Origin of the sequence: Streptomyces sp. NPDC001852 (assembly GCF_042891825.1) — a bacterium.
Taxonomy (GTDB): domain Bacteria; phylum Actinomycetota; class Actinomycetes; order Streptomycetales; family Streptomycetaceae; genus Streptomyces.
This window is the reverse complement of record NZ_JBIATN010000052.1, coordinates 1-24,589: the sequence shown is the minus strand read 5'-3', so window position 1 is coordinate 24,589 and position 24,589 is coordinate 1. Positions and strand designations below refer to the sequence as shown.

Here is a 24,589-nt window from a genome sequence, read left to right as displayed (position 1 = left end):
CCCCTGAAGGCGCCTCCTACAGGGACGACGACACCGCCCCGCCCTCCGACCGCTCCGTCTTGCGCCCCTTGCTCCCCGGCGCCAGGGTGCGCGGATCGATGGCCTCGGCGGGCGCCCCGGTGGCGTACAGCCCGTCGGGCACGGTGTCCCGGTCGTGCGGCAGCAGCCAGAACACCCGTCGGCGGAACGTCCCCGACGAACGGGACGGCTTGGCCTTCGGGCCGAGCAGCGCGTAGCCGACCATGCGGCCGTCGCGGTGGTAGGCGGGCCTGCCCCGGCGGGTCGGCAGCCGGTCCAGGCTCTGGCGGACGTAGTCCAGCCCGCTGATGTCCTCGAGCCAGACGAGGTCGACCTCGTGGACGATCTCGTCCTCGGCGATGAGGGCGCTCATACTGTCTCCTCGTCGGCGGCCAGCCCGATGCCCGGATAGTACTTGCGCTGGTTGGACAGGATCATCTCCTTCGGAGACGCCAGTCCCACCACCTCCCGGACCCGTGCGGCGAAGGACCGGGACGAGACGGCCGGGGCCCCCTCATTCTGACACCAACTCCGATAGGCCGCGTAGAGACCGGCCTGTTCGGCCCTCAGGCCCGGCTCGCGCCGGCAGGACTCGCCGAGGAAGCGCCCGATGTGGTCCTCGGTCTCCGCATACGCCGTGGTGGCGATGCGCACGGCCTCCGGGCCCAGCAGGTCCCGCTCCCCGCTCAGGTAGCGCCGAGCCCCGACGACGAGCCAGTTGAGGATGCCCGCCCCTTCCTCCGTCACGAGGATGTCCGCGAGGTTGTCGACCTTGCGGTGATCGGGGACGACGCGCTCGAACGGGATCAGCCGCATCCGCCGCCAGAACGCGAACCCGCCCGTCCCCACCTCGGGCCGGTGGTTGCCCAGCAGCCACAGCTTGTGGGTCGGCTGGAAGCTGAAGAAGTCCTGCCGCATCCGCCGTGCCTTGATGCGGTCGCCGCCGGTCAGCAGCTTCACCCGGGCCTCGTCGAACCGGTCCCCCGGCTTGACCTCGCTGCACACGATGACCCGGCGCCCGTGCAGCTCGGCCAGGTCGGTGGGGTGTCCCTCGTAGGGGCGGGCCATGAGGAACCCGGGCGGCGCGGCGTCCGCGTAGTCGCCGACGAGCTTCATCACCACGTCCAGCAGCACCGACTTGCCGTTCTTGCCGGAGCCGAACAGGAAGGGCATCACCTGGGCGCCGACGTCTCCGGTGATGGAGTAACCCAGCAGCAGATGCAGGAAGTCGACCATCTGCGCGCCCTCGGGCCCCTCGCCGAAGGTGTCGGCGAGGAAGCGGTCCCAGCGCGGCGTCGGCACCGGTTCGGGCGTCACGGTGGTGGAGCGGGAGTGGAAGTCCCGGTTCGGGTCCGGCATGCGCCTCAGCCCGGTACGCAGGTCGACGATGCCGCCGGGCGTGCACAGCGCGTACGGGTCGGCGTCCAGCAGCGCCGCGTTGAGCACCATGCCGGGGGCGGACTTGGCCTGGGTGAGCATCGCGTTCATCCCGCTGGTGCTCAGCGCGCGCCGGCGGTGCTGCTGCAGGGCGGTCGTGCTGTGCACCCCTCGCGGGTCGTTGGTGGCGAGGGACTCCGCCAGGTCGCCGGCAGCCCACAGCACGGTGTCGTCCTCGTCGATCTGCCAGCGGGTGCTGTCCCACCGGAACCAGCCGAGCCCCGGCACGTGCCGGTAGTCGTTGGCGTACAGGCTGACGAAGAGCTTGGCGTTGCCGCGGTCGCTGAGGGTGTCGGGCAGCAGCCCGTCGGCGGTGGCCTCACCGGCGGGCCGGGGCCCGCCCTGAGCCTCCGTACGAGCCTGGGGGACCTTCTGGGCCGGGGGGACGCTCTGGGCCTCCGTACGGGCCTGAGGGACGCTCTGGGCCAGGATCTGGGCGGCGACCGAGCCGGCGTCGAAAAGGGCGTTGTCCTGGCCCCGCGTCACGGCCGGCCTCCCGGGGACAGCGGACGGGTACGGCCCGCGCTCAGTCCGCCGCGGATGACGGCGCCGTAGCGCCGCTCCTGCCCGGGCCGGGCCCGCGCCGCGGTCTCCCCCAGGACCCGCTCGGCCTCCTCGGCGTCCAGCAGGCCGCCTGCTACGAGTCCGCCCGCGGTGTACGCCGCCCGGTTGAGCTTCTCGGTGAACCCCGCTCCCTCCGCGACGGCCGCGCAGGCGGCCACCTCGGCGAGCAGAGCCGCCAGCACCCGGCCCGCGGCACCGTGGGCGCCTGAGGCGGCCAGGACGGCCTGCCGGGCGCGGGGTGGTACGGGGCGGGGCGCGGGGACGTGCGCGGGCGGCAGGTGGCCGGTGCGCTCCAGTTCGCGCGCGAGCCAGGCGGGCAGCGGTGCGGGCTCACGCGCCGTGCCCACGGCCTCGTACACCCCGGCCCCGGTCACGGTGCCCGGCGCGACGATGTACCCGCCGTGCGCCCGTACGTCGACCTGCCAGGCCAGCGCCCGTCCGCCGCCGGACCCGGAGGAGCACTGCCAGCGGTGCCCGGACAGGGCCCGGTACCACACGTGCAGGCCGCCCGAGGGCGTGCGCACCCGCAGGGTCGTCTCGTCGTCCGTGGGAGAGGCGGCGCCGCGCAGCGCGGCCAGCACGCCGATGGTGTGGAAGCCGTTGGCGAGCCCCGTCAGGTCCACGGTCTCGGCGATGTCGATACCGGGCAGCAGGCGGTCGCGGCCGGGCAGTTGCCGGGCGTGGGCATCGATGTCGACGACGACCAGCCCGGCGGGACCGCAGGCGATCCCGACGCCGAACTCCGGGTGGCCACCCCACCACTGCTCGATCCGGGCGAAGTCCAGCGTGGCGGCCCGGAATCCGTGGCACCAGCGGCCGGCGGCAGGGCAGCGACAGCCCCGGTAGGTGTGCCCGGGCTCACGGCAGGCCGCGCAGTTGCCCGCGGGCGTCTTGCGTCCCGGGGCCAGCGGATGGACCGGCCAGCCACGGCCGGCGCACCACCGGGCGATGGTCAGGGACTGCGAGACGCCGGCTCGGGCAGGAGCGGGCCGCGGTGAGTCGCTGCGTAAAACCCGCAGCTCATCGGTCATGCGTTTCCCCCGTCAGCGACCGAAGCGACTCAACAACAGGCACACACTAGCGAAGCGACGATAAAGCTGGGGTCATCTGAACGAAGAATCGATTCCGCCCCTCCGGAGGGCAATCAGCGACTCAAGAGACCCCGACAGCGACTGAACACCCCTCGGTCGCTGCTTCGGTCGCTGCTTGAGTCGCTGTCAAAACCGCAGGTCAAGGCTACTTCACCCCCCAATTAGCGACTCAAGCGACTCAAGTTCCCTACATATAACGCCCACACGCGCACGCGCACGCATACACACGCACACGCGAATGTCTCCATATACCCGAACTTTGAGTCGCTTCAGTCGCTGTTCTCCCTCAAAATGGCCTCTGACCAGGGCTTTTACCCAGCGACCGACCAGCGACTCAAGAGCGACCCAGCCCGCCTTCGGTCGCTGTTCTTCAGTCGCTGCCCCCCGGCCACCGCCCTTTGGGTCGCTGTCCTCGAAGCGACCCGAGCGACTCAAGCGACTCTGGACCGCACCTGGATGACCGTTTCTGCACCGGGCTGTTCACCCGGCACCAGCGACCCGAGCGACTCAAGCGGCCGGACCCGCCCGTTCAGCCGTCGTACCGCGTCCCCGGGCGGGCCCCCGGCGCAGCACCCGCGACGCGTTTCATGACGCGGCGGTGACTATGGCGGACGGCCCGCTCTGGGACCGGGGCGTCTTGCTCCCGGGCTTCTTGGGCTCGATGGTGCGCGGATCGACGGCCTCCCCGGGCGCCCCTTCCCGGTACAGGCCCTCCGGGAGGCTGTCCCGGTCGTGGGGCAGCAGGAAGAACACCCGCCGCCGGTACAGCCCGCTGTCGGGATCGGCCTCGGCTCCGTCGTCGAGAACGGCGTAGCCGACCATGCGCCCGTCCCGGGCGTACGGCGGCTTGGTGTTGCGGCGCCGGGTCTTGTCGAGCGCCTGGCGTACGTAGTCGAGGCCGTCCAGGGGCTCCAGCCACACCACCTTCGCTTCGTGGATGAGGTCGCTCTCGTTCAGAAGCGAGCTCATGGCTCCAGCCCCTCCTTCGTCGACCGGCCCCCTGCCGGGGTCCGGGTCTGGCGTGTACGTGTCGTGCTGTGGTCCGCGTCCCGGCGGGCGGGGCGGGAGAGCGCCGCGGGAACGGCCGTTCGCTCTCCATCGTAGGAGGGCCCCCGCGCGGGGCGGAGGTGCGGCTGTACGGTCCGCGGGCGGGGCGGGGCGGTCATTCGGCCCCCGAGAGGGCGATCCCCGGGTAGTACTTGCGTCCGTTCGACTTGATCATGGCTGCGGGAGAGGACAGACCCAGCTCCTGCCGGACCCGCGTGGCGAAGGCCCTCGGACTGGCCGGCCGGATGCCCTCGCCCGCGGTGCACCACCCCTGATACGTGCTGTAGAGCAGGCCCTGCTCCACCCTCAGCTCGGCGGGGCCGGCGGTCTCCCGGATGCAGCACTCGCCCAGGAAACGGCCGATGTGGTCCTCGGTCTGCGCGTACTCCGTGGTCGCCACCCGCACCCGGTCGGGCCCGTCGAGGGGATCCCGGGTGGCCAGGTAGCGGCGCGCGCCCTCGACGAGCCAGTTGAGGATGCCCGGGCCCTCGTCCCGGACGAGCTCGAAGGCGAGGTTGTCGATGCGCCGCTCCGCGGGCACGATCCGGGTGAACGGGATCAGCCGGATGCGGCGCCAGAACGCGAACCCGCCCGTCGACACCTCGGGCCGGTGGTTGCCCAGCAGCCACAGATGGTGGGTGGGCGTGAACGAGAAGTAGTCCTGCCGCATCCGCCTGGCCTTGATCTTGTCGCCGCCGGTGAGAAGGCGGACCCGGGCCTCGTCGAACTTGTCGTTGGGCTTCAGCTCGCTGCACACCACCAGGCGCCTGCCGTGCAGCTCCGTCAGCTCGGTGGAGTGCTCGGAGAACGCGCCACGGTCCATCAGAAAGCCCGGGGGCGCGGCGTCCGCGTAGTCCCCCAGGATCTGGATCATGGTGTCGAGCAGCACGGACTTGCCGTTCTTGCCCTCGCCGAACAGGAAGGGCAGGACCTGGGCGCCGACGTCTCCGGTGATGGAGTAACCCAGCAGCAGATGCAGGAAGCCGATCATCTCCCGGCCCTCACCGTCGTCCCCGAAGGTGTCGGCCAGGAAGCGTTCCCACCGAGGCGTGGGCATCCGTTGCGGCGCGACACTGGTGGCGCGGGAGTGGAAGTCCCGTTCCGGGTCGGGCTTGTGGAGCTGACCGGTGCGCAGATCGACCACCCCGGCCGGAGTGCACAGCGTGTACGGATCCCCGTCCAGGGTGTCGGGATCGACCGACAGATCCGGAGCCGCCTTCGCCTGGGTGAGCAGCGCCTTGATCCCTGTGGTGGACAGCGTCCGCCGTTTGTGCGTGGCCAGTTCACGGTCGCCGTACCGGCCGAGCGGGTCGGTCTCCGGCAGGTCCTCGGCCATCTCGCCCGCCGCCCACAGGGCCGCCTTCTCCCCGCCGGTGCGCTTCCAGCGGTAGCCGTCCCAGGCGAACCAGCCCAGTCCCTCGACATGCCGGAACCGGTCCCGGTACAGCTTCACGAACAGCCGGGCGTTGCCGCGGTCGCTTAGATGCGGCGGCAGCAGCACCGCCTCCTGCCGGGCGCCGTCCGGCGGGGAGAGGACCTGCGGCGGTGAGACCTGTGCGGGCAGGACGGCGCTGACCGGCTCGGTCTCCTGCAGCTCGAGCATCTGCTGAGCGGCAGCCTGGGGATCGAACCTCGGCGTGCTCTCGGCGCTGCTCATGTACGTCCTTCGAGGTGGAATGGGCGCGCGCCCCCTGCGGCGAGCCCGTCATCGATGATCTTCTCGTTACGGAGTTCCTGCCAAGGACGCGCGCTGTGTGCCGCGGCCAGCAACTCCTCGCGTATCTCCGCGTGCTCGAGGTGCCCGGCGGCCACGAGCCCACCGGCCGTATAGGCGGCCCGGTTGAGCTTCTCGGTGAACCCGGTGCCCTCCGGTGCCGCCCCGCACGCCCTGACCTCCTCCACCAACGGCTCGAGAACCCGGCGTGCTGCCACGCCCCGCGCCCTGCGCCGCACTCCCCTGCCGCGGGCACCGGCCGGCGACCGCGGCGCGGGAGGGGCCAGCTGGTGCCCGGTCCGCACCAGTTCGGCGTGCAGCCAGGCGGGCAGCGGCGCCGGTGTCCGGGCGGGCCCCTGAGCCTCGTAAACGCCCTGAGCGGTGCGTGTGGTGGGGGCGACGATGTACCCGCCGTGCGCCCGCACATCGACCTGCCAGGCCAGTGCCACCTTCGCACTGGACCCCGTCGAGCAGCGAAACCGCGTGTCCGGTTCGGAGACCCGGTACCAGATGTGCAGGCCGCCCGACGGCGTTCGCACCCGCAGCGTGCCCGCGTCCCCGGCCGGGTCGGGACGCCCGCGGAAGGCCGCCAGCAACGCGAGCGTGTCGAAGCCCGAGGCGAGGCCGGCCAGATCCACGGTCTCGTGAATGGGAATGCCCGGCAGCAGCCGGCCGCGGTCCGGCACGGGGGCCGGGTGGGCGTCGACGTCGATGACGACGAGTCCTGCAGGGCCGCACGCGACGCCGACACCGGCCGAGGGACTCTGCCCCCACCAGGCGTCGATGCGTTCCTGGTCGGTGGTCGCGGCGTGGAAGCCGTGGCAGGCCCGTCCCTCGGCCGGGCACGGACAGGTCCGGGGATCGTGGCTCCGGTCCCTGCACGCCGGACAGTTGGCGGCAGGGGTCTTACGCCCCGGCGCGAGCGGATGGACCGGCCAGCCCTGCGCCGCACACCAGCGGGCCACCGTGTGCGGCGTCGCCGGCCTGGCCCGGGGGGCAGGCGCCTGGGTCTCACCGTGGCAGGGCACGTGGATCGTCCTCGTCGCTTTTGTTCTCGGTCCCTGTGGGATGGCAAAACACCAGGTCGGCCGGGGGCATGAGGCGTTCTCAGGGACCGAAGGGACTGTCTTTCGCACAGAGTGTAGGGCCGCCCCCTCCAGGGGCGGTGCAGCTCCCTCCCGCGCGCCGCCCTATCGGACTGTTCGGTCCCTTGAGTCCCTGCGGAGGACCTTAGTGTCCCCTCGGCCCATCAGAACAAGCCGGTTTATCGCATTTTCTGAGTGACCGAAGGGACTTTCGAGCGAGGTTTGAGCGAACCACCAGCGCCCCGGCCCAGCCCGGGGCCAGGGACCGAAGAACAGCCCCTGCCACAGTCCCTTCGGACCCTTGAGTCCCTGCCGGGGAAGCCGCAGGTCAGCGCGTTGTTACCGCCTCCCGCAGGGACTGGAGGGACCGAACGCCGGGAGTTATGAGCTGAACTGGAGATATTGATCTTGTGGTCTTCTCACACGCGCGGGCGCGTACGAAAAACCACCTCCCCTAACCGAGTTCCGCTCATAATGGGGGCAGTTGAGTCCCTTCAGTCCCTGTTGAGGGGTCGACACCTCACCTGACCAGGCAAAACGCCTCAGGGACCCAAGCCCCTCCGGGCCCTGCGCCTTCAGTCCCTGATCCCTTGGTCCCTGCCTCCTCAGCCCCTGTGCCTCGCCCGCCACTCGGGAAGCGATGTGCGATTCGCGAGCGATTCGATGGGTGATCCGGCGAGTACCTCGGATAGGGTGCGGACGGGAGGTGAGCTCCGTGCCCACTCAGGACGAGCTGTTCAGCGCGGTCGACGCGCTACTGGAGGAAGTCGCCCAGAACGACCTGCCGTCGCCCGCCGAGCGCAGGCGACTGCGGGAGGCCGCCGGGCTGAGCCAGACACAGGTCGCGGCCGCGCTGGCGACCCGCCGTGAGACGGTCGCGAGCTGGGAGTCGGGCAAGAACGAGCCACGCCCTCCCCAGCGGGCCGCCTACGCCCGCTTCCTGGAGAAGCTGGCCGAACGCTTCCCCGCCCCGTCCCCGGAGCAGCCCACCACTCCCCCAGCCGCAGCCGTCCCGCCGGAGCCTGCGCAGCCCCGGCCCCCCTCGGTCCCTGTACTCCCGCAACCGGCCCCGCCGATCAGCGAGAGCCCCGCACCCGGGAACACACAGCAGACCAGCGCACAGCAACGCGCCGTACAGCAGCCCGGCGAGCGCCCCACGGCCCGGCCGCGGCCGAAGACCACGCCGAGGAAGCCGTCCGCCCGGCCGGGGCCCTCAGCGCCCCCCGCCGCGGCCGACCCCTGCTTCGAGAACGGCCCCCTCGCCGTCATCGACGTCGACGGCGACCAGATGGCGGCGTACTGCGTGGGCGGCCTCGTCCTGGACGTGCCTGCCAAGAACGTCGCGGCCCTGGTGGACTGGACACTGACTGAGGGCAGGCTCGGCCAGTCCCGGCTGCACCGGCACGGCCGCGACGCCGATCCCGTCCTGGTCCTCACCCCCGCCGCTCTGGAGCGCTACGGCCTGCCCGTCACCCTGTCACCGGAGGAACGGCGCGCCGGCCGCCTGCACGAACACCACAAGGTGGTCAAGCAGGTCAAGAGGGCAGAACTGCAGCTCACCCAGCTCGGCTTCGGCCCGTGGGCGCGCCTCTACCGCGACCCGGAAGGCGCCCGCCGCCGCTGCGTCCAGCTGTGCATCCCGACCTGGGGGGCCCTCCCCGTGGAGGAGTGGGACGACAAGAACGACCCCCGCCTGCCGACCATGCCGGCCGCCGATCTCGCACGGTTCCTCGGCACCTACGCGGAGCGGGTGATGACCCCGCGCGGCACCACGGCGGTCACCGGTCTGGAGCTGATGACGGCGCTGCGCCCGCCGACCCGCGCGGAGAAGGACCCGGAAACCGGAGAGTTCCAGCAGGCCTTCAACACCGACGCCCTCACCGAGCTGTACGACGTGGTCGAGTGCGAGGTCCCGGACGAGCACCCCATGCTCAAGGGCAGGTTCGCCCGCCATCACCAGCGGACCCCGGCCGAGATGCTGCTGGAGGAGCCGTACGACTGGTGCCGGGAGCTCACCGACGACGAGTGCATGAAGCCGTACCTGGTCGCCATCGACGTCAACATGGCGTTCGCGGCGGCCGCCAACGGTCTGACCGTCGGGCTCAACGGACCGACCCACCTCACCGGCAACCCGCGCTTCGACCCCGCCCTGCCCGGCTCGTGGCTGGTGGACCTCTCCCACGTCGATCTCTCCCGGGTGGAGGTGGGCGGTCGCACGCTGGACGCCGACCGGCTCCCGTCGCCGTTCACACCGAGGGGCGACCGGCCCGAGGGCCCGGCCTGGTACGCCACGCCGACCGTGGCGTACGCGGTGGAACTCGGCTTCGAGGTCGCGCCGATCGAGGCGTACGTCCGTACCCGGACCGGCCGTTATCTGGACCCCTGGTACAAACGGCTGCGCGACGCCTACATCGCCACCATGGCCGACCTCGGGGTGAGCACCGCCCTGGAGGGCGAGGAGTTCCTGCACGCCATGGCCCGCTCCCGGCACACCGATCCGACACTGGCCCTGGTGCTCAAGGCCATCAAGGCGACGGCCAAGGGCGGCATCGGCAAGCTGCGCCAGCGCAACCGGGGCCAGGTGCCGTACTACGAACCGTGGCCGGCGCTCGCCCGCCCGACCTGGCGCCCCGACATCCGGGCGGCCGTCCTGGCGACGGTCCGGGTCAGCATGCACCGCAAGATCATGAAGACGGCGGCCGCCACCGACCTCTATCCCGTCGCCATCGGCACCGACGCCCTCGTCTACCCCTCCCCCGGCCCCAGCCCGCTGGACTTCCTGCCGTACACCCCCGAGGGCAAGCCCGTACCGGGTACGTTCCGGCTGGGCGTGAGCCCCGGCATGATCAAGCACCAGGGCACACAGACCGTGCTGTGGGCGGAGGAACAGTTCGAGCAGCACGGTGGTGTGTTCAACATCGCCAACCACATCAAGAACGACGGCACCACCGCCGAAGGGGAGTAACCGGCCATGGAATCGGTAGGCGACAGCCTGGACCGTGCGCTGGAGCAGGCGTTCACCCGCCCGATCCCCAAGAGCGCCCCGGCCCGGATGAGGTATCTCGTCAGGCAGCTCAAGGGCACCAGGCGAGTCGCCGAACTGCTGGGCATCTCCCAGCGCACCGTGGAACGGTATGTGACCGGTCAGTTGAAGCACCCCCGCCAGGAGCTCGCCGCCCGCCTGGAGCGCGAGGTACGCAGCCGCTGGCAGCCCCAGGTCCGGGCGAGGGCGAAGCAGAAGGCCGTCACCACCGACGGCCTGGTCTTCGCCACCCGGGGCAGGTTCGGCTTCACCGCCGCCCCGGGCACCACCGACGACGCCCGCATCCGCGACATCACCCAGGCCCTGCCGCCCCGCTGGGCCGAGCGGCTCTTCCAGGCCCGGGACGCCGGAGCCACCGAGGACCAGCTGCTGCAGATCGCGGCGCAGGGCCTGGGCGAGATGTACTTCCGGGCCGACAACACCCGAGCCCAGGGCCTGGACGTGGAGTTCACCGACGTCGAACAGATCGACATCTCCCTGTAGAGCCGGTGGGCCTCGCCGCGGCTCGGCCTATTACGCCGTAATAACCGGCGCGACCTATTACGGCGTAATAGCCGGGGGGAAGCGCAATGGGCCGACCCCCTCGGGGGTCGGCCCATTGCGCTGGTGCCGAGTGATCAGTCGCCCTGTGCGGCGGCCTGCTCGGTGAAGGACTGCGCCAGCTCGGCGAGCCGGTCGGGGTTCCGCTCCAGTCCCTTCTTGCACAGGCACCGCAGCAGATCGAAGAAGGTGTCGTCGCCGGGGATGTTCCGGTCCAGGAGCATGGCGAGGGGACCGGGCTCGTTGTACGGCACCCGGCGGGGATGGGAGCCGGTCGCGGCATCTGTCTCCGTGCCGATGCCGGACCTCTCCGTCCGCGGCACCGGCACGGGCTGCTGCGCATCCGCTTCACCGGCGCTCGGTGCCGACGAGACACCCGAGTACGAGACCCCCGGGTTCGACGCGCTCGGCTCGGTGCCCCCTATTACGCCGTAATAGCCGTCGGACATCCCGGACCGCCGACCCGACCCGGCACCGCCGGTCCGTTCCACCTGACCGGTCGCCGCGGGCGCGCCCGGCTCGCCGTCTCCTATTACGCCGTAATAGCCCTCCGGCTCCCCCGGCTGCCGCGGGCCGGTGAACGCCGGCGTCTCGCTCTCGTCCGCCTTCTTCCGGCCGCGCCTGTCCTCGTCCTTACGGGCCCGCTCGTCCTTGAGCTCCTGCAGCGCCGCCTCCTGCTCCGCGGCCGGCTTGTTGGCCACGGCACGCAGCAGATCGATGGGCTCCTCACCGATCCGGCCCTGCAGCTCGGGGGTCAGGTTGAGCAGTGCGAGGCGCTGCGAGACCCAGCCCTGGGAGCGGTGCAGCCGCTTGGACAGCGCGGTCTGGCTGCCGTGGATGGCCAGCAGGCGCCGCAGTGCCCGAGCCTCGTCGAGCTCGCCGAGGTCGTGCCGGTGGATGTTGGCGACAAGGGCGGACTCGAGGAGTTCCTCGGAGTTGCTGCCCTGGTCGTCGCTGACCATCACCTTCACCGCGGGGAGTTGCGCCTCGCGGGCGGCGGCGAGGCGGCTGCTGCCGTCGATGACCACATGGGTGGTGTCGGGTTCGAGGTCGGCTTCGCGCTCGGGGTTGGCCTTGATGTAGGCGTCGCGGTTCATGACCGTGATCGCCTGCTTCTGGCCGTGCGTCTTCAGGCTGCCCGCGAGATCGGTGAGGTCGCCCAGACTGGAGCGGGGGTTGTCGGGGTTGAGGCTGACGCGATGCGGCGGAAGCTCGGTGGGCGGGGCGACGCCCTCGGTGGGCACCCCGGTGGCGGCGGCGACGGCCTGGCGGCGTGCGCTCACCGAGCGCACTCCCCCGCCGAACCGGCCGGCTCCCAACTGGTCGGCCTTGCTCATACGATCTCCCGGGCCAGCGCGCGCATCCCGATCGCCTGCTGCGACTTGGGGGCGTAGGACAGCAGAGGCCGCTTCATCCGGACCGCTTCTTTCTGCTCTTTGAGATCACCGATGAGCCCGACGACCCGAGGATCCTTTATGTCGACCCACCCCTGGAGCGAGGACGTGGCGATGAAGCCGCGGCGCGAGTCGTAGAGGTTGACGACGATGCCGAGATAGTCGATGTCGACCTGCAAGTCGCCCCGCAGATCGTCGATCTGAGTGGTGAGCAGCTCATAGGCGTCCGCCGAGCTGTCCTCGGCCTGCACGACGATCAGGGCGCCGGACTGCCCCACCTTCTCCCCCGCGCGCCGGCGGCCGTAGTACGCGGCGGCGTCCATGCTCAGACCCAGGCTGGGCGGGCAGTCGACGAGGATTACGTCGTAATCGGCCTCGAGCGGGGCGAGGGCACGTTCCAGCGCCGCTTCCCGGGCGCGCACGGCGGAGAGACGGACGTCGAGGAGGAAGGCGTCGTTGCAGGCGGGCAGCAGGTGGAGCCGGCCGCCGAAGGTCTCGTCGTCCACGGCGACGATGAGGTCGCGAAGGTCGCCCTTCGGATCGCCCGCCATGTGATTGGTCAGGCTGTCGCCGTTCATGGGCAGGGGCGCCGCCCCGAGCTGGTTGGTGAGGTGGCACTGCGGGTCGAAGTCGACCAGCAGCACCCGCAGCCCGAGTCCCGGCAGGTTCTCCACGCTCAGCGGGTCCACGCCGTCGGGCACTTCATCGGACTGGGTGTCGCTCGCCCGCAGGGCTTCGGTGAGAGCCTTGGCCACCCTGACGGCGTGGAGGCTGTTGACGTCCTCGGCGAGTGCTTCGCCGACGCCCGCCGTGATCGCCGTCTTGCCGACGCCGCCCTTCTGGTTGCACACGATGATGCGGCGGGTGATCTCGGGCCGTTCCACGTGTGGCGCGGGATTGGAGTCGAGCCACAGCTGGACGGACTGGGCCAGGCCCTGGATGAGCGAGACCCGGCGTTCCGTGGCGACCTGGCGGAACTCGTCCCACTGGCCGGGCGGCAGGAAGGTGGAGAACGAGTCGGCGCGTGAGGTGTCGATGGCCGGGGGAGTGGAGGCGAGCGTGCACCAGTCCCGGATGCCCTGCTCGACGGCCGCCTGGATCTCGATGCCGTGCTGGGCGGCTCTGACTTTGAGGTTCTGCCGGAGCCATCCCGGCAGCTTGGAGACGACCTTCTCGCGGTCGCTGGAAGTGGCTGGCGAACTCATGGACGACACCTTACTAACGTTCAAGATCCTTGGAAGCATCGACACGTTAGTTGAAACATTTCTGAGGGGACGCCAGGGGCCCGCGTCGGCATCCGGGGGCTATTACGCCGTAATAGCCCCCGGCCACGCGACCGACCCTCCGGAGCTATTACGCCGTAATAGCCGACTGTCCCACGACCGGGCTCCGGCCGGGCTCCAGGCCACCTCGTGCAGACGCCCAGAGCTCCCCTGCGGGCACCGGCAGAGCTCTCTTGCGGGTGCCGGTCGGCGGCGGGTGCGGGTCACCGACAGGCCATCGCCCGAGCCCACCGTCGTCCAAGCCCGGGTGAGTGCCTGGACCCCGGAAGTGGCTCGGCTGCGTGGTACCAGGGGCCTTCGCCGGCCCCTGGACCCCGCTGCCCCGCCACTTCCCGGCGCGCACCCGTTTCGTCGTGGCTCGAGCCGTGCGCGCCGGGAAGCGACGGGGTCGTGCGTGCGGGGGCTTCGACCGGGTGCGCGCTCGACCGGGGATCGGTCGACCGTTGAGGCAAGGGCCGGACGGGACGAACCTGCCGCGGGGCCGAGCTGAGTTGGTGCGACTGTCGGATGCGAGGTCAGATGGGTCCCGGGGCGGGCTGCGCGCCGGTTACCGAGGTAAGAGAGCGCACCCGCCACTACGGCTGTGACCTGCGAAAACGCACCGATCGACCAAGACCGTGGGAACTGGCAGGCAGTTTGAGCGACCGTGCAGGGCGATCCGCGGATCCGGGTGCCCGGTTCCCTCGGACGTACCACTCGGTCCCAGCAACCTCGCACCACGTCCGACTGGACCGTGACAGCGACTGAAGGAACCGCCACCACGACCACAGGAACCGGGCACCACGATCCTGCAACCGCACCAGATTGACGTGACGTACATGAGTCGGTGCCCGGGGCAGCCGTCAACGCACAGCCCCGAGCGCCCGGGAGCGCACAGCGGAACCCTGACGGGACGGCAGGCGACACGGCCGACAGGCGGAGCTGATTGACTTCATGCTCATGTACGTTAAGTTCATCTGGTCGGCCTCACAGCCGTCCCTCATGAACCACCAATCACCCCCCTTCCACGGAGGGCCCGTTGGGAGCAGTACGCAGACTGGTCGACGCCGACACCGGCGAGCCGGTCCCCTATGCGCCGTATGCCTTCTCCGGCCGGCACACACAGGTCGACAAGGCGCGAGTCGAGGCGATCACGGAGTCCAAGGCGTTCACGCCCAGTCAGAAGTTCCTCGTCCTGTGGTGGATCGGGGTCTCGCCCGAGGGCATGGAGCCGCTGAGGGCCACTGGAGCGGACATCGCCAAACGGGTGGGCATGTCCACCGACGCCGTGGGAAAGATCAATAGGAAGCTGGCCAAACACCGCATCCTGATCATCCGTGGACGCATCGGCAACTACAACTTCTATCGGATCAGCCCCTACATCGCCTTCCACGGCACAGGGATCGAGCAGCGGGAAGCAGTGAAGACCTGCAACCCGCCGGACATCCCCGGATTCGACGACAATGTTCCTGCACGGTGGGAGGTCCAGTGATCAGCAGCGACGACAAGCAGAAGAACCTCAAGCTGCTTGAGAAGACGGCCGGCATGAGCGCCAACCAGCGTCTCGTCGTCATGCTGTACGCCCTGCACCCGACCGACCGGTCCGGCGCCGTCCTCGAGACCGCGGCCAACCTGGCCAAGCTCGTCGGCATGGCCCCGCCCGTCTTCTCCCGCACCCGCAAGCAGGTCATCGAGGCCGGCTGGCTCGAGGAGACCGAGAGAATCGGGCACATCAAGTACTACCGTCTCGACCCCAAGCGCATGGGCGAGAACGTCGTCGTCCCGCTGCGCCGCGCGACCTGACGTCCTGGGGAGCGCCCCTCATTGACGTCACGTACATGAGGTCCGCTCCCCAGGACGTTCTCCTTGACGGGACGCCAAGGAGACACAGCCGGCCGGCGGCCCCGGGGCTTCAGCCGGCGGTGTACACGAGCTTGCCGCGTACGTGCCGGCCGGCCAGCTCCTCCAAGGCCGCCGGGACGTCCTCCAGGGACAGGGTCCTGCTCACCCTCGCGTCCAGGACTCCGCTCGCGACCGACGTCATCAGCTCGTTCAGCATCGTGGCCAGTTCGGCGCGGTCTGCCGCGTGGCGGTGGCTGTAGGCCGAACCCAGCGAGATCTCATGGACGGACGGCGCGAGGGTGAACGGGGCGACCGCCGTCAGATCGGGCCGGCCCGCGATCGCGGCGAGTCCGCCGCCGTGCACGAGCAGCGGGAGCAGAGCGGTGGCCGAGCCGGAACTTGCGCGGGGCGTCGACGGCGACTCCGCCGACGCCGATCAGCCGCCGGTCGTTCACCAGCGTGCGGGGGATTCGGTCGCCTCGTACGACCGACACGGTGCCGTGCCGCAGGGAACCCACCAGGAACGCGGAGCGGCGTGGGATCCCACGCCGCTCCGACCGGGTGCAGGGCGGTGCCCTGGCCGTGGACGACGGCGGGAAGGGTGCTGCTCGCGGCCACGGCGGCCCCCGCGGCCGGGAAGCGGCCGGCCGGTCGGTGCCGCAGCCGGTGAGCAGGGCGGCGGTGGCCGTGACGGCCGTGGCGAGGAGGGCGGCTGTGACGCGGCGAGGTAGATGAAGGGTCGTCATGTCTGCGTTTTCTGCGAGGTGTCCGTGAGCGGCCGTACCGGCGGGCGTCCGGCCGGGATCCGAGGGGCGGGCTATTACGCCGTAATAGCCCAGCGCGTACGGGGGAGCGGAACGCGGCTTTTGAGCTGTCCTCGGCCCCGTGCACGCCGCCCACCGAAAGGGCGGACGGCAAGCGGCCCCCGCTCTCGCCCGACGGGGGAAAGGGGCAGAGGCGGGGACCGCGCTGTGGGGGTGCGCCGCGCACTGCGCACCCGGGGGAGTCAGACCGACTGCGTGGACTCCGGGCGCCCGAAGCCCCGGATGCACATGAGGGCGATGATGGCGACCACGGAGACGCCGACCGAGGTCAGGTAGGCGAGGTGGTAGCCGTGCAGGGTGTTGGCCGCCGCGCTGCCCTGGCCGTGGCTGGTCGAGGTGGCCACGGTCACCAGGGCCGCGGTGCCGACGGCCGCGCCGATCTGCTGGGCGGTGATGTTGAAGGCGCCCGCGACGCCGTGCTGCTGCTCAGGCACACCGGTCAGCGAGGCGGCGGTGAAGGCCGAGTAGGCGAAGCCCTGACCGGCGCCCATGAGGACGAAGCCGGGCATGATGTCCGCCCAGTAGGAGCTGTCCAGTCCGGTGCGCAGGAACCACAGGACGCCCAGGGCCTGGACGACCAGCCCGATGATCGTCAGCCGACGCTGGCCCAGCCTGCCCAGCAGCATCGCGGAGGTCGGAGCGGCGATGCCCACGACGACGCCCATGGGCACCAGGGCGAGACCGGACTGGAAGGGCGCGTAGCCGAGGACCTGCTGCATGTACAGCGGGGTGAAGAACAGGATGGAGATCACGGCGGTGTAGAAGGCCAGCACCGTGATGGTGGCGGCAATGACCGACGGCGAGCGGAAGATGGTGACGGGCAGCAGCGGGTCACGGGCCCGGGCCTCCCAGCCGACGAAGCCGGCCAGCAGGACGAGACCGGCCACGAGGGTGCCGATGGACACCTGGTTCCAGCCCGCCTCGCCGCCGCGGCTGATACCGAAGACCAGCAGCAGCAGGCCGGCGGTGATCAGCAGGACGCCGGGCAGGTCGAGGGGCTGGCGCACGCTCTTGGGCTGGGCGGGATGAGCCGGGTGCCCAGCAGGACCAGGGCGCCCAGGACGGCGTTGAAGACGAACACCGCCCGCCAGTCGAAGCCGCTGGTGAGAACGCCGCCGAGGGCGAGGCCCGCGGCGAAGCTCGCGGAGCCGACACCGCTGTAGATGGCCAGGGCCTTGCGGCGCAGCGGACCGTCGGGGAAGAGCTGGAAGAGCAGCGCGAGGGCGGCCGGACCGGAGATGGCGGCTCCGATGCCCTGGACGGCACGGGCGGAGACGATCACCGGGAGGTTGCCGGCCACGGCCGCCACCAGGGTGGCGGCGGTGAAGATGCCGATGCCGAGGGCGAAGACCGCACGCCGGCTGAAGATGTCGGTCAGACGGCCGCCGAGCAGCAGGAACCCGGCGAAGGTGATGGCGTAGCCGGTGACGATCCACTGGAGCGACGACTCGCCGATGCCGAGCGCGGCACCGACGTCGGGGAGGGCGGCGTTGACCGAGGCGACGCTGCTGACATCCAACCCCACCGCGAAGGACAGGACGATGAGCGTGCCGGTGAGTTTCGCGCCGAACGTGCTCGCCGGTGTCCGCACAGTGGTGCGGGAGTGTGATTCTGTGGCATGGGCCACGGCTTTCTCCAATCGTGGCATCCGAGGTTTGCGGTTTGCGGACAGGGGGCTGACGGCCAGGACACGTCGCGGACCTCCCGGCGCCCGAGCGACCGGCCCGCAAGCCCGTGCCTGAGTCGATGGTGGCCAGCGCGGTGGGGGGTAGCCAGAGCCCGGCTGTGCCCAGCAGCGGGGAAGCTGGTACTGGCAGAACCTGGTACGGGGCAGGGGCCTAGGCGGCCGCCTAGGCCCATGGACCGATGCCGCCGATCTTCCGGGCCTTGATGCGTACGACGTATCCCGTACGGGAGTCGGGTTCGGGCGGATAGACGACGCCCGGGCCGATGTAGGTGTGCGCGAGGCCGCGGATCAGCCGCATGCCGCCGCCCTCGCTGATCTCGGCCTCGCCTCTGACGGCGAGGTACTGGCGCAGGCCCGTGGGGTCGGGGCGGTCGGACTCGACGGTCACGGCGATCCGGGGATCACGGCGCAGGTTCTTGATCTTCTGCCAGGGACTGAGCGAGGCGAAGACGATGTCGCCGTCGTCCAGCCCGATCCACACGCACGTGACCTGCGGGCTGCCGTCGGGGTTGAGAGTGACCACGTGGCCGAGCGCGGCGGACCGGACCAGTGGGTGGGCGGATTCGGGGATGGCGACCATGGTTTCTCCGTCAGGAGGCTCCCGGCGGACGGGGCGGGCTATTACGCCGTAATAGCTGCGGGGCTATTACGGCGTAATAGCCGGGCCCGTTGCGGGGCACGTGCGTGCGGGGGAGGACGGGCCGGTCACTGGGTGACGGGGGTGACCACCAGCTGCGGCATGTTCAGGTGCGGTGGCCGGCTGACCACGTAGGCGATCACATCGGCCAGCTCGTCGGGTGCCAGCGCCCGGTGCTGCCGGAACAGCCCGGCGATGACCTGCCGGGACTCCGCGCGGCTGGTGTGCTCCCCGAGCTCGGTGGTGACGAGTCCGGGCTGAATGTCCGTCACCCGCACGCCCTGGGGGCCGAGTTCGGCCCGCAGCGACTCCGAGGCCGCGTTCACCGCGGCCTCGGAGTCGCTGTAGACGGCGTAGTCGGGCGCGAACATGCGGGTACCGGCGATGGAGGACACCTGGACTACGAGGCGCTGCAGCTGTCCGACGGTCCCGACCAGCACCTCATCACCTACACCGCCCCTGAGGGCAGTTCCTCGCAGGGCGCCCTGGAACTGCTCGCGGTGATCGGCCGCGAGCGGATGACGGCCGACGAGGGGTCCGGGCCCGGCCGGGAGGAGCAGGCGCACCGGGCCACCGGTCTCGACGGTTCGCAGCCCTGACCGGAGTGCGCGGTACCCGCGACGGAGAACCCCGCCCCGACCGGGGACGGGGTTCCCGAAGAACGGGTGCGGACCCATCGGGTGCTGCGGCTCAGAGCGCCGCGAACCCGGTCGTGACGGTGAACGCCGGTGCGTCGCCCTGGTGGCCGTCGACGCCGATGCGCCCGTGCCCGCCGGCGCCGCCGTCGAGGGTCGTGGCGGTGATCCAGCAGGGCTGGACCTGGTCCGCGAAGGGCGCCGTCATGCGCACCGTGGCCGAAGCCTCCGGCGACCACGTCCTCGGCACCAGCGCCGACGGCCTGCGCATCGTCGAACGCAACGGCAGCTGGGCCCTGGTCGTCCCCGACTCCGCCCGTCCCGTCACCCGCGTCTGGGCCGAGGGAGCCACCCGCGCGGACTCCGAGGCCATGCTCGACAAATGGTCCGCGAAGGTGGCACACGTGGCTCGCTGAGGACCGCTCGCATGTCGTGGGGCCGGAGAATGACGTGGGGCTTCAGATCCTCCAGGACCGCAGTGCCTCGGCGACGGCGTAGACACTCAGGCGGGTGTCCCGGACCTTCCGGACGAGATCGGACAGAGCGCCGTACGGCGGGTCGATGCCCTCACCGGACTGGTCCATGTACTGGGCGGCCGTGAAAGCGGCGAAAAGGCTGTTGCGGTGCGGAAGCGGTTCCAGGCGCACGATCGTGTGCAGCAGTGCGGCCGCGCGCCAGGCGGCATCCGGATCGGCCGTCTCGAGCGTCGGCATCTTGGTCTTGTGCCGGGCAACGGCTGCCACCAGCGCCGAGTAGTCGGTCACCGTCACGTCCTCGTGGCCGAGGGCCGCCTCCTGGACGTCCAGCAGCCAGGAGACGTCGATGTGCAGAACCATCAGGCGGCCGCGGCCCCGTTGCCGCGCCGGGAGGGAGGAACCTCGTCGGGGAAGGCTTCGTCGAACTCGCCGCGCAGCCTGTCGGCCCAGGCGACGGCGCCCGCGACGAACCGCTTGCGATGCATCTCGCGCACACCGAGATCATGCAGGTACTGCTTCAGGCTCTTGCCCTCCGCCGCCGCGGCGGCGCGGACGCCTTCCATCTCCTCGTCGGAGAACGACACGTTCAGTGATGGCATGCCCCGATGGTACCTACTTGGTACCTGGCCCGCCAGGCCGGGCGAACTCGTCGTACGGGCGAGGAGTACCGGCGCTGTGCCGACCGCACGCCGGCTGGGACCATGAGGCATGCGCCCGGATGCCTGGCACCTCACCGAAGACATCGACGACTTCCTCGCCCGAGCCGGAGACTTCCTGCGTTCGCGCCCCGTCATGCACAACACGCCGCTGACGGCGCTCGAGAAGCTGCGGACACACGGGGCGGACGCAGCGGACGCACACGGCGCCGAACCCACCGTCTTCGGCCGGCTGGAGTCAGGGGGCGAGGTCCGCGCCGTCCTCTACCGCCGTCCGTCCCACCGCCTGACCCTCACCAGCCTCGCCACCGAGCAGGCCGACGCCCTCGCCGCCCACCTGGCCGGCCTCGGCCATTCCCTCTCCGGCGTCACCGCGGACCGCGACACCGCCACCGCCTTCGCCGGGGCATGGCAGCGGCACACGGGCGCAGCGCCGGAACGCGACTGGTGGGGCCGTCTGTACCGACTGGGCACGCTCACCCCGCCCGAGCCGTTCCCGGCGGGCCGGGGCCGACTCGTGGGCGAGCGGGACCACGAGCACCTCATGCGCTGGTGCCGCCAGTTCGCCGCGGACGTCGGGGAAGCCGTCTGCATCGACACCGCCTCCTGGGCCGGCACACGCTTCGCCGAGAAGCGCTACACCTTCTGGGAGACCCCGGACGGCACGCCCGTCTCCATGGCGGGCGTGAACCCGATGGTCGCCGGCCAGGTCCGGGTGGATCCCGTCTACACCCCGGCTCATCTCCGGGGACGCGGCTACGCGGCCGCCGTGACGGTCGAGGTGACCAGAGCCGCGCTGGCCGCGGGCGCGCGGCACGTCGTGCTGTTCACCAACCCGGCCAACCCCATCAGCAACGCCCTCTACCAGCGCATCGGATACGTCCCGGTGACCGACTTCACCGGGTACAGCTTCTCCTGAGGAAGAAGCCACCACCTGCCCGGTGTCCCGTTCAGCGCGCAATCACCCAGGCCGGCGCCCAGGTCCCGGGGGCGTCGTGACCGGCCGCCGTGGCGGCGAGGTGGGCGCGGAGGGTGGCCAGCGCCGGGTGGGGGTTGTCGCGGTGCCAGAGGAGCGAGTGCGGGTAGATGGGCGTCGGATCGGTCACCGGGATGCGGCGCAGGCCGTGGCCGGCGGGCCAGACGAGGCGGGTGTGCTCGCCCATGAAGGTGGCCAGGGCCGGGGTGTCTGCGACGGTGTCGAGGAGCGCGTCGGAGCCGAAGTTGGGGCCGGTCGCCTCGATGGTGAGGCCGAACTCGGCGACGAGGTCGTCGTAGTAGGCGGCCCACTCGGTACCGGGAACGATGCCGGGCATCCAGATCCGGTGCCCGGCCAGCTGGGCGACGGTCACCGACCGGGCGCCCGCCAGCGCGTGGGCGGGGCCGGTCAGGAGCTGGAGCGGCTCGTCGAGCACCCGGACGGACTCGATGTCGTCGGGAAGGGGCCGGCCGGGCGCGGCGACGGCGCGGAAGGAGGCGTCGATCGCTCCGGAGCGGATGGCGGCGACGGCCGTCTCGATGTCCAGCAGCATGACCACGTCGAGCTCGATCTCGGGGTGCGCGTCGTGGAATCCGCGCATCAGGCCCGACGCCGCGCCGCGCGAGCCGATCACGTCGACGCGCAGCGGACGGCTGCCGGAGCGCACGGACGCGACCGCGCGCTCGGCGACGCGCAGCAGCTCACGCGCGTGGGGCAGGAACGCCTGCCCGTCGATGGTGAGCTCGGCGCCGCGCGGCGTGCGGGTGAACAGCCGTACACCGAGGCTGCGCTCCAGCGCGGCGATTCGCTTGGAGACCGCCTGCTGGGTGACCGCCAGCTCGGCGGCGGCCTCCTGGAACCGCCCCGCGTCGGCGGCCGCGACGAAGGTCCGGACGGCGTCGAGGTCCATGCCGCCACCCTACGGCCACAACCAGTGGTTGTGGCTTGAGGCCTTGCGGTTGTTTGATCCCCAGGTGTCCTGCTCGCTTTGATGTCTTTGATCGCGGATCGGTTGTGCAGGTGAGTGGTGACGAGGGGCGTCGGGCATGAGGAGCGGGCACCGGCTGGGACAGCTGCTCGGGCATCGGCTGGGACGGCGGTTCGGGTGGCTCTGGGCAGCGTACGGGACCAGTGCGCTCGGCACGTGGCTCGCCTTCGGCGCGTTCCCGCTGATCGCCATCCGGGTGCTGCACGCCGGACCGGCCGAGGTCGCCGCGCTCTCCTCCGTGGGGGCCGCGGTGGGCGCGGCCGTGGCGGTGCCGCTCGGCCCATGGGTGGAGTTCCGCCGCAAGCGGCCGGTGCTGATCGCGATGGACCTGGCGCGGTGCGCGGCACTTCTGACGATCCCCACCGCGTTCGCGCTCGGCGTGCTCACCTTCCTCCAGCTCCTGCTGGTCTCGGTCGTCGTCGCGGCGGCCGACATCACCTTCCGCGCCGCCTCCGGCGCGTACCTGAAGACGCTGCTGCCGGCCGAGGACCTGCTCGTCGCCAACGCCCGGTTCGAGTCCACGACCTGGACGACCACGATCATCGGACCCCCGCTGGGCGGCGCGGCGATCGGGCTCCTCGGCCCGGTGGCGACGGTCGTGGCCGACGCGGTCAGCTACCTGCTCTCGGCCCTGGGCATCCGCGCGACGGGCGGGCACGAACCACGGCCCGAGCGCCGGGACGCCGCCCGCATGCGGGGCGGTGACCTGCTCGACGGCTGGCGGTACATCCTCGCCGACCCGGCGCTGCGTCCGCTGTTCTTCAACACCGCCCTGTTCAACGGCCTGGTGATGGCCACCCAGCCGTTGCTGGCCGTCCTGATGCTCGGCCGGCTCGGGTTCGCACCGTGGCAGTACGGCCTCGCCTTCGCCGCGCCCTCGATCGGCGGGCTGCTCGGTTCACGGCTGGCCCGGCCGCTCGTCACCCGGTTCGGGCAGCGCCAGGTCCTGGTCGCGACGGGGGCGCTGCGCGCGCTGTGGCCCGTCGGCCTGGCCTTCCTAGGACCGGGCACCGGAGGGCTGCTGCTGGTGATGGGCGTCGAACTCGGGCTCATCTTCTGCTGCGGGGTCTTCAACCCCGTCTACGCCACCTACCGCCTCGAGCGCACCGCGACCGACCGGGTCGCCCGCACGCTGTCCGCCTGGGCGGTGACGACCAAGGCCTCGACCGCGCTCCTGACGGCCCTGTGGGGCGTGCTGGGCGGACTGCTCGGCCCGCGTACGGCCATCGGCCTGGCCGGCGTACTCCTGCTGGCGACCCCGCTGCTGCTGCCCCGCCGCGCGGCCGCGCTTGCCTCCGAGCCGGAGCCGGAGCCGGCCCCGGGCCGCGCCTGACGGCGGCCCGCCACGGCCCTCGCCGCCGTCGGCCCGCTCGGCACACGAAGGGGCGGCGCACTCCGACGTGGTGTCGGTGTACGCCGCCCCGGGTGGAACGGGGTGCGGGAAGCGGCCCGCCTCGCCATGGCGTTACTTCGAGTCCCGGTTGAACTTCGAGGTCGACCAGCGGTAGCCGAGCACGGCGAGGCCGAGGCACCACAGCAGGGCGATCCACCAGTTGTTGCCGATGTGGGTGCCCAGCAGGAGTCCGCGCAGGGTCTCGATGGCGGGGGTGAAGGGCTGGTACTGGGCGATCGGCTGGAACCAGCCGGGCATGGAGTGCAGCGGGACGAAGGCGCTGGAGAGCAGCGGCAGCAGGATCAGCGGCATGGCGTTGTTGCTGGCGGCCTCGGCGTTCGGGCTGACCAGGCCCATGCCGACCGCGATCCAGGTGAGCGCCAGCGCGAACAGGACGATCAGTCCGAACGCCGCGAGCCAGTCCAGGACGGTGGCACCGGTGGAGCGGAAGCCGATGGCCACGCCGACGGCGCCGACGAGGACCACGCTCATGACCGACTGCAGGACGCTGCCGACGACGTGTCCGACGAGGATGGAGCCGCGGTGGATGGCCATGGTGCGGAAGCGGGCGATGATGCCCTCGCTCATGTCGGTGGAGACGGACACCGCGGTGCCGATCACGGTGGAGCCGATGGTCATCAGCAGGATGCCGGGCACGAGGTAGGCGAGGTACGCCGAGCGGCCCGCGCCGCCGCTCATCGCGCCGCCGAAGATGTAGACGAACAACAGCAGCAGCATGACCGGCGTGAGCAGCAGGTTCAGGGTGAGGGACGGGTAGCGGCGCGCGTGCAGCAGGTTGCGCCGCAGCATCGTGGACGAGTCGCGCACGGCGAGGGAGAACCGGGTCGGGCGGGCGGGAGCCTGGGCGGAACTCATCGCAGGGCCTCCTTGGGCTGGTTCGGCAGGCTGGGCACGTTGCCGCTGTCGGTCAGGGCGAAGAACACGTCGTCGAGGTCGGGGGTGTGCACGGTCAGTTCGTCGGCCTCGATGCCGGCGGCGTCCAGCCGGTCGAGGACGGCGCGCAGCTCGCGCTGGCTTCCGTCGCTGGGGATCTGCAGGGCGAGCGCCTCGTCGGTGGGGGTCCCCTCGCGCGAGCGAAGCCGAGCGTGGGGGAGGGTGGTCTCGCGCAGCGCGGTCGCCGCCTGCTCGTACGCCGCCGGGTCGGAGAACCGCAGCCGTACGTGGCCGCCCGGCACGAGCCGTTTGAGTTCGTCGGCGGTGCCCTCGGCGACGATCCGGCCGCCGTTGAGCACCGCGATGCGGTCGGCGAGTTCGTCGGC

The 24,589-nt window shown here is 71.3% G+C and carries 25 protein-coding genes and 1 pseudogene; 7 read left to right on the top strand and 19 right to left on the bottom strand.

What is annotated here, in order from left to right; translation table 11 throughout:
* Window positions 1-16 precede the first annotated feature (16 nt).
* The 6 genes from ACFYZB_RS43960 to ACFYZB_RS43935 form a co-directional block, all read right to left on the bottom strand.
* A complete protein-coding gene (locus ACFYZB_RS43960) occupies window positions 17-391 on the bottom strand; it encodes a DUF6009 family protein (RefSeq protein WP_351217195.1) in 375 nt (124 codons plus the stop codon).
* Window positions 388-1,941: a phage/plasmid primase, P4 family gene (locus ACFYZB_RS43955; protein WP_388767498.1), complete on the bottom strand. Its 1,554-nt coding sequence runs from the start codon at window positions 1,939-1,941 to the stop codon at window positions 388-390. The genes ACFYZB_RS43960 and ACFYZB_RS43955 overlap by 4 nt, the downstream gene beginning before the upstream one ends.
* Window positions 1,938-3,050, bottom strand: coding sequence for a bifunctional DNA primase/polymerase (locus tag ACFYZB_RS43950; RefSeq protein WP_388767497.1), 1,113 nt, complete (start codon window positions 3,048-3,050; stop codon window positions 1,938-1,940). The genes ACFYZB_RS43955 and ACFYZB_RS43950 overlap by 4 nt, the downstream gene beginning before the upstream one ends.
* A gap of 645 nt (window positions 3,051-3,695) precedes the next feature.
* On the bottom strand, window positions 3,696-4,079 hold the full coding sequence (locus tag ACFYZB_RS43945) for a DUF6009 family protein (protein ID WP_351217201.1): 384 nt from the start codon (window positions 4,077-4,079) through the stop codon (window positions 3,696-3,698).
* A gap of 193 nt (window positions 4,080-4,272) precedes the next feature.
* Entirely contained in the window at window positions 4,273-5,814 is a 1,542-nt protein-coding gene (locus ACFYZB_RS43940) for a phage/plasmid primase, P4 family (RefSeq protein WP_388767496.1), read from the bottom strand.
* Entirely contained in the window at window positions 5,811-6,836 is a 1,026-nt protein-coding gene (locus tag ACFYZB_RS43935) for a bifunctional DNA primase/polymerase (RefSeq protein ID WP_388767506.1), read from the bottom strand. Before ACFYZB_RS43935 ends, ACFYZB_RS43940 begins: the two co-directional genes overlap by 4 nt.
* 835 nt (window positions 6,837-7,671) lie before the next feature.
* Here ACFYZB_RS43935 and tap point away from each other — a divergent pair.
* Both tap and tpg read left to right on the top strand, forming a co-directional pair.
* Window positions 7,672-9,921, top strand: coding sequence for a telomere-associated protein Tap (tap, locus tag ACFYZB_RS43930; RefSeq protein ID WP_388767495.1), 2,250 nt, complete (start codon window positions 7,672-7,674; stop codon window positions 9,919-9,921).
* A 6-nt stretch (window positions 9,922-9,927) separates the two neighbouring features.
* On the top strand, window positions 9,928-10,482 hold the full coding sequence (gene tpg, locus ACFYZB_RS43925; protein WP_388767494.1) for a telomere-protecting terminal protein Tpg: 555 nt from the start codon (window positions 9,928-9,930) through the stop codon (window positions 10,480-10,482).
* A gap of 134 nt (window positions 10,483-10,616) precedes the next feature.
* On the opposite strand, the gene ACFYZB_RS43920 is transcribed toward tpg, so the two are convergent.
* Window positions 10,617-11,876 carry a ParB/RepB/Spo0J family partition protein gene (locus ACFYZB_RS43920; protein ID WP_388767492.1) on the bottom strand — a complete coding sequence of 420 codons (1,260 nt, stop codon included), beginning with the start codon at window positions 11,874-11,876 and terminating at the stop codon, window positions 10,617-10,619.
* A complete protein-coding gene (locus tag ACFYZB_RS43915) occupies window positions 11,873-13,138 on the bottom strand; it encodes a ParA family protein (RefSeq protein WP_388767491.1) in 1,266 nt (421 codons plus the stop codon). The genes ACFYZB_RS43920 and ACFYZB_RS43915 overlap by 4 nt, the downstream gene beginning before the upstream one ends.
* A 1,096-nt stretch (window positions 13,139-14,234) precedes the next feature.
* On the opposite strand from ACFYZB_RS43915, the gene ACFYZB_RS43910 reads away from it, so the two are divergent.
* Both ACFYZB_RS43910 and ACFYZB_RS43905 read left to right on the top strand, forming a co-directional pair.
* Entirely contained in the window at window positions 14,235-14,687 is a 453-nt protein-coding gene (locus ACFYZB_RS43910) for a MarR family transcriptional regulator (RefSeq protein ID WP_351217213.1), read from the top strand.
* Window positions 14,687-14,998: a replication initiation protein, RepL2 gene (locus ACFYZB_RS43905; RefSeq protein ID WP_388767505.1), complete on the top strand. Its 312-nt coding sequence runs from the start codon at window positions 14,687-14,689 to the stop codon at window positions 14,996-14,998. The genes ACFYZB_RS43910 and ACFYZB_RS43905 overlap by 1 nt, the downstream gene beginning before the upstream one ends.
* A 109-nt stretch (window positions 14,999-15,107) precedes the next feature.
* Here the strand turns inward: ACFYZB_RS43905 and ACFYZB_RS43900 are convergent, their stop codons facing one another.
* The 6 genes from ACFYZB_RS43900 to ACFYZB_RS43875 form a co-directional block, all read right to left on the bottom strand.
* Complete coding sequence (locus ACFYZB_RS43900) at window positions 15,108-15,416, bottom strand: zinc-binding dehydrogenase (RefSeq protein ID WP_388767504.1); 309 nt, start codon at window positions 15,414-15,416, stop codon at window positions 15,108-15,110.
* Window positions 15,417-16,043: 627 nt separating this feature from the next.
* Complete coding sequence (locus ACFYZB_RS43895; RefSeq protein WP_388767489.1) at window positions 16,044-16,868, bottom strand: MFS transporter; 825 nt, start codon at window positions 16,866-16,868, stop codon at window positions 16,044-16,046.
* On the bottom strand, window positions 16,832-17,488 hold the full coding sequence (locus ACFYZB_RS43890) for an MFS transporter (RefSeq protein WP_388767488.1): 657 nt from the start codon (window positions 17,486-17,488) through the stop codon (window positions 16,832-16,834). Before ACFYZB_RS43890 ends, ACFYZB_RS43895 begins: the two co-directional genes overlap by 37 nt.
* A 223-nt stretch (window positions 17,489-17,711) precedes the next feature.
* Complete coding sequence (locus tag ACFYZB_RS43885; protein ID WP_388767487.1) at window positions 17,712-18,128, bottom strand: PPOX class F420-dependent oxidoreductase; 417 nt, start codon at window positions 18,126-18,128, stop codon at window positions 17,712-17,714.
* A gap of 125 nt (window positions 18,129-18,253) precedes the next feature.
* Window positions 18,254-18,751, bottom strand: a complete 498-nt coding sequence (locus tag ACFYZB_RS43880; RefSeq protein WP_388767486.1) for an SDR family oxidoreductase — start codon at window positions 18,749-18,751, stop codon at window positions 18,254-18,256.
* A 124-nt stretch (window positions 18,752-18,875) separates the two neighbouring features.
* Entirely contained in the window at window positions 18,876-19,028 is a 153-nt protein-coding gene (locus tag ACFYZB_RS43875; RefSeq protein WP_388767485.1) for a hypothetical protein, read from the bottom strand.
* Here ACFYZB_RS43875 and ACFYZB_RS43870 point away from each other — a divergent pair.
* Window positions 19,027-19,236 (top strand): hypothetical protein, encoded by a 210-nt coding sequence (locus tag ACFYZB_RS43870; RefSeq protein WP_388767484.1) that lies wholly within the window; start codon window positions 19,027-19,029, stop codon window positions 19,234-19,236. The genes ACFYZB_RS43875 and ACFYZB_RS43870 overlap by 2 nt on opposite strands.
* A 42-nt stretch (window positions 19,237-19,278) precedes the next feature.
* On the opposite strand, the gene ACFYZB_RS43865 is transcribed toward ACFYZB_RS43870, so the two are convergent.
* Together ACFYZB_RS43865 and ACFYZB_RS43860 are read right to left on the bottom strand one after the other, a co-directional pair.
* The gene (locus ACFYZB_RS43865) at window positions 19,279-19,656 is read right to left on the bottom strand and encodes a toxin Doc (protein WP_388767483.1); all 378 of its coding nucleotides are present in this window, start codon (window positions 19,654-19,656) and stop codon (window positions 19,279-19,281) included.
* The gene (locus ACFYZB_RS43860) at window positions 19,656-19,895 is read right to left on the bottom strand and encodes a hypothetical protein (protein WP_388767482.1); all 240 of its coding nucleotides are present in this window, start codon (window positions 19,893-19,895) and stop codon (window positions 19,656-19,658) included. The genes ACFYZB_RS43865 and ACFYZB_RS43860 overlap by 1 nt, the downstream gene beginning before the upstream one ends.
* Before the next feature lie 109 nt (window positions 19,896-20,004).
* Between ACFYZB_RS43860 and ACFYZB_RS43855 the strand changes: the two genes are divergently transcribed.
* Window positions 20,005-20,871: a GNAT family N-acetyltransferase gene (locus ACFYZB_RS43855; protein ID WP_388767481.1), complete on the top strand. Its 867-nt coding sequence runs from the start codon at window positions 20,005-20,007 to the stop codon at window positions 20,869-20,871.
* 31 nt (window positions 20,872-20,902) lie between these two features.
* Here the strand turns inward: ACFYZB_RS43855 and ACFYZB_RS43850 are convergent, their stop codons facing one another.
* Window positions 20,903-21,838 carry a LysR family transcriptional regulator gene (locus ACFYZB_RS43850; RefSeq protein ID WP_351217235.1) on the bottom strand — a complete coding sequence of 312 codons (936 nt, stop codon included), beginning with the start codon at window positions 21,836-21,838 and terminating at the stop codon, window positions 20,903-20,905.
* A gap of 136 nt (window positions 21,839-21,974) precedes the next feature.
* Between ACFYZB_RS43850 and ACFYZB_RS43845 the strand changes: the two genes are divergently transcribed.
* Window positions 21,975-23,249, top strand: a complete 1,275-nt coding sequence (locus ACFYZB_RS43845) for an MFS transporter (protein WP_388767480.1) — start codon at window positions 21,975-21,977, stop codon at window positions 23,247-23,249.
* 132 nt (window positions 23,250-23,381) lie between these two features.
* On the opposite strand, the gene ACFYZB_RS43840 is transcribed toward ACFYZB_RS43845, so the two are convergent.
* Window positions 23,382-24,185, bottom strand: a complete 804-nt coding sequence (locus ACFYZB_RS43840) for an ABC transporter permease (protein WP_388767479.1) — start codon at window positions 24,183-24,185, stop codon at window positions 23,382-23,384.
* A pseudogene (locus ACFYZB_RS43835) lies at window positions 24,182-24,589 on the bottom strand (ABC transporter); the annotation flags it as partial. The pseudogene ACFYZB_RS43835 and the gene ACFYZB_RS43840, both read right to left, overlap by 4 nt.